The organism is Gracilibacillus massiliensis (assembly GCF_001458115.1).
GTDB classification, from domain to species: Bacteria; Bacillota; Bacilli; order Bacillales; family Amphibacillaceae; genus Gracilibacillus; species Gracilibacillus massiliensis.
The window spans coordinates 1-3,317 of the sequence record NZ_CZRP01000001.1; the positions used below are offsets into that span (position 1 = coordinate 1).

Below are 3,317 nucleotides of genomic sequence, written 5' to 3' on the forward strand. Positions count from 1 at the left end.
CGTTCTATTATCCTATTATTACCAAACAACCCAACCGAAATAAAAAGGATCGACCTTAAATACACAATCCAATGGAAAAAAGAGCTGTCGTCTAATGCATACTCTGCATTTTGCGACAGCCCCTTTTCTCAATTATAAATACGCGATATAATGTTGTTTTTTCCAATCGAACGGATATTCATTTATTTCTTTTAACCAATTATCACCATAGAGGTTAAGGAAATAGATAATATTCCATACTCTTTCTTGTAATCCATCGAATGGTCTTACATGCATTTGCACATAATCAAATTCTTTGAGGTGAACATCATATTTTTGTGTAAACTCTCGGTTGATTCGATTCGTTAATTGGTCAACATGAGCTAAAATTAATTCCAAATTTTTATCAGCAAATTGTGAAATATCATTTGTCAAATCAGTAGTGATTTCTTTCATAGGTGTATGTCCTTGTTTAATCAGCGCTTTAAACTGATCCGCCATTTCTTCAACAGGTGTATGTGATTGGGATTTGAGCCAGTTTTGTTTATTTGATTGCACACCTTTATTTAAAACCTGTTCCATCAACATACTGTATTTATTCACCAGTTTCGATACTTTTTGATCAACTAAAGTAATGGATACTCGAGGCAGAACTGGTGGCATCTTCATCGATAAATGATGAAACGCATTCTTAAGTATCGACCAATAAGCAGCCTCACTTGGCCCAGCAAAAAAAGCTAATGTCGGAAATAGTTTTTCTTGCATTAAAGGACGCGTTACCACATTATTACTTAACCTTTCTGGTGTCTCTCTCGCAACACTCAACAGTTCTGCTTCTGTATACTGGCACTCATTATTTTTACCCACCCATAAATTTTGTTCTTTTTGCAGTAAGATTCGTTCTCCGTTTTCTTCAATAAATAAGTGACCGTCATGCTCATTTACATCAACCGAAACATGGTAACCTTTTGTTCTCATCGATTGCAAAGATTTATAAACATCTTCGTTAATCATAGCTTGTTTCAGTATCATTTCTTCGAAATGCAATGATTCCAACTCTCTAACATTTTTATCACCCGAGTCTATGAGAACTAATCCAGTATCTTTAAAAATTTGATGAATAAACAAAGCAAAAAAATCAACAAATGTATCAGCTTTATGCAGATTCTGTTCCACATTAGTTACTAAATCTTTTGTATAAGCGGTTTCTTTTAACTGACCAAAAATATCTCTTAGCCAGTTAGTCGCATCACTTGCACTTAAAGATCGATTCGACACAGAAACTCTTTCAGAATAATCATCCTGCAAGGAAATTTTTGTAAGATCAGAAACATTTGGAAGATAGATATGATTCACTTCATCGTAATCATGATCTTCACCAGCTATCCAGAAAACAGGTAAAACGGGTACCCCAAGCTCTGCTTCTTGTTGTTTTGCTAATGAAATGATCGAGATTATCTTATTTATTGTGTAAAGTGGACCAGATAAAATACCTGCCTGTTGCCCCCCTATTACTACTACACTGTTTTGATCACGCAAACTTTCGATGCTCTTAAATGTTGACCTATCCGCATCCCACTTAAGATTTAATTTGTATAAGACATTTGCTAATGCATCCCGATCGAAGTTTTGTTCCTTCAGATCACTAATTCGCTTTTCAAAAACGTTATTTTCGTAGGGATTATAATCAAAATGGTCTAATAAAGATGTATTTTGTTGTTCGTATTCATGAATAAATTTATTATGTAAATCGAGTCTTTTGGATTCGATACGCATTAATGAACTGCCCCTTTATTTTCAATATGTACAATTGTAATCCACTAGTATTGTACATAATAGCAACGATAAAAGCACATAATTTGTTTAGAAATTTTATTGAACTTATAAAACCAAGGTAATATTATAAAATAATCCATACAACATTGATATGAAATGTAATGTAAAAAATAATAAGAATGTTACTTTCCAAAACCTTTTCCATACATGCGAAAAAATGATATCTGTATATAATTTCCAATGGACAAAAATACAAAAAATGAGAATAAATAATAAAAGAATAATGATGTAACCAAATGGGTTAATAGAAAACAGAGCATAAATAATCGTGCCAACTGAAATAATATATAAAATAGTAGTTGTGTTGACAGCTAAGTGTATGGAATACCATTTCTTTTTTAATGTCTTATATGATAGTAAATAGACAATATAAGTGATTAAGAATGGTAGGGTAATCATGAATGCCAATATATAAGATAAACTTTCTAGCATAAGTTAACCTCACTTCTGATGTAATAATTACTTTTATACCATTACTTTTGGTCATATACATAATAATTATATAAGACTTTTGCACTCGTGCATACCTTAAAACACAAAAATATAAAAACCCCATCTAAAAATGATGAGGCGTTTTGATAGATTTTTCTAAAGAAGTAATATGAATTAATCCGAAAGCTTTTCAAATGCTTGATGAACGACTTGAGCAAATTCACGATAATTTTGCAATTCTTCTTTTATTTTTTTATTTTCATCAAGTACGCTACGTAATTCTTCTCTATGATCGATTTGCTGATAAAAGTTTTGCAATTTTTCTAATGTCTGAATGACCTCGTGAATGTTTGGTTGTTCGATGGTGTTATTTTCAAAAGTGTCGGTTGTCTTTAATGTTATTTTCTTTCGATTTCTTTTAGCAAGCTGTATAGCTTCTTCATATTGTTTTCTTAGTGTTGCATTCCATCTAAATCCACATGCTGCAGAAGTACGCGATAGTTTTTCACCTACTTCCCTAAAAGCTTCTAATTGTGTTTGCCCTTCTCGAATATAGCGCAATACGGTTTCTGCTAATAAAATATCCTCATCATTGGTCCAAGCATCTTGACGGTTTCCTTGCACAATCTCCACCTCCTAATCCTTGTTATCAATTTATGCAACTAGTAGAAGAGATAGACATATTGTTCATATAAAAACAGAAAAATCAATCAACTTCTTTCCTTTCAATCTCTTTATTTTCACTTGCAAAATAGATCCAAACTATACAAAAATGAAAATATAACATGTGATACAGAGGAAAAACTAATTAAACACTCAAACCCTCCAACCTTTTTTAATACACAAAAGTAGAATTATGCGACATAACCTGATGGGAATTTTGACATGATGTATGTGTGTAGTAACCGCTACGGCTTGCCCACTTCGCTTTCCAGGGGGCGCGTCTCATAGCCGTCAATTTAAGAAAAACCAAGAAAGTACACTTCTCATAAAAACATAAAAGGCTACAACTATCGTTTTATTCTCTCTATTTTCCTATTGATTCGTTTTTGTACATACAGCGCTCCCAT

General features: G+C 32.5%; 3 protein-coding genes. All 3 read right to left on the minus strand.

Annotated elements, in window-relative coordinates; translation table 11 throughout:
- Window positions 1–132: 132 nt before the first annotated feature.
- Window positions 133–1,755 carry a bacillithiol biosynthesis cysteine-adding enzyme BshC gene (gene bshC / locus BN3107_RS00005; protein WP_058305611.1) on the minus strand — a complete coding sequence of 541 codons (1,623 nt, stop codon included), beginning with the start codon at window positions 1,753–1,755 and terminating at the stop codon, window positions 133–135.
- Window positions 1,756–1,860: 105 nt separating this feature from the next.
- On the minus strand, window positions 1,861–2,247 hold the full coding sequence (locus BN3107_RS00010; RefSeq protein WP_058305612.1) for a DUF3397 domain-containing protein: 387 nt from the start codon (window positions 2,245–2,247) through the stop codon (window positions 1,861–1,863).
- A 174-nt stretch (window positions 2,248–2,421) separates the two neighbouring features.
- Window positions 2,422–2,871, minus strand: a complete 450-nt coding sequence (locus BN3107_RS00015) for an RsfA family transcriptional regulator (protein WP_058305613.1) — start codon at window positions 2,869–2,871, stop codon at window positions 2,422–2,424.
- Window positions 2,872–3,317 lie beyond the last annotated feature (446 nt).

What these genes read in the sequence shown, in the direction of transcription:
- bshC (WP_058305611.1), bottom strand. Translation starts at nt 1,755, where the DNA reads ATGCGTATCGAATCCAAAAGACTCGATTTACATAATAAATTTATTCAT.
- BN3107_RS00010 (WP_058305612.1), bottom strand. Translation starts at nt 2,247, where the DNA reads ATGCTAGAAAGTTTATCTTATATATTGGCATTCATGATTACCCTACCA.